Origin of the sequence: Frankia sp. AgPm24 (assembly GCF_023243055.1) — a bacterium.
GTDB classification, from domain to species: domain Bacteria; phylum Actinomycetota; class Actinomycetes; order Frankiales; family Frankiaceae; genus Frankia; species Frankia umida.
In genome coordinates this window covers 1-783 of the sequence record NZ_JALKFW010000081.1, presented here as the reverse complement: position 1 = coordinate 783, position 783 = coordinate 1, and the positions used below count along the sequence as shown (strand labels likewise).

General features: G+C 69.1%; 1 protein-coding gene. It reads right to left on the bottom strand.

Annotated elements, in window-relative coordinates; translation table 11 throughout:
• Nucleotides 1–783 (bottom strand): polyketide synthase dehydratase domain-containing protein (locus tag MXD61_RS05745; RefSeq protein ID WP_248811802.1); only part of this gene is annotated, 783 nt, incomplete at both ends.

The following is a 783-nucleotide window of genomic DNA, read 5'->3' as shown; positions in this document are numbered from 1 at the left end:
GGGCCGTGAGGTGAGGGCTCCCAAGGTCAGGACCGGCTCGCCCGCGGTGTCGGCCAGGTCCATCGCCAACCCGCCGGGGCCTAGGGTCGCGCGGATCCGGAGGGTGGTGGCGCCGGTGGCGTGGAGGATGACACGGTTCCACGTGAACGGCATGAGTGTGTCGCCGGTAGGCGGGGTGGTGGCCGTGGGCAGGTGGAGGGCGGCTTCGAGGAGGGCGGGGTGGATTCCGTATCCGTCGATATCGGCGCCTTCGGGGAGGGTGACCTCGCCGAACAACTCCCCTTCCCACACCCAGACCGCTGTCAGGCCCTGGAACAGCGGCCCGTACCCATAGCCGTCATCGGCGAGCCGCTCATAGAAATCGTCCAGAGACACCCGACGTGCTCCCGACGGCGGCCATGCCTCGAACGCCACCGCCTGCGCCCCAGCGACATCGGCGGTGGTAGTGAGGAAGCCCTCGGCGTTCCGCTGCCACTCCTGCGTTCCGACCAGGCGCGAACTCACCGTCACCGGCCGACGCCCAGCGGAGTCGGTGTCGGCATCGGTAACGTGCACCTGAATCTCGATGACACCGGACGTCGGGATCAGCAGGGGGGCGTGGATGACGAGCTCATCCAGCACCGAACAATCCACCCGATCCCCAGCGGCGATGGCAAGCTCGACGATCGCGGCGCCGGGAACGACCACGGTGTCGGTGATCGTGTGCTCGGCCAGCCACGGATGGGTGTTCAGCGACACCCGCCCGGCCAGCATCACCCCACCCGGAACCTCGACCGCCGGACC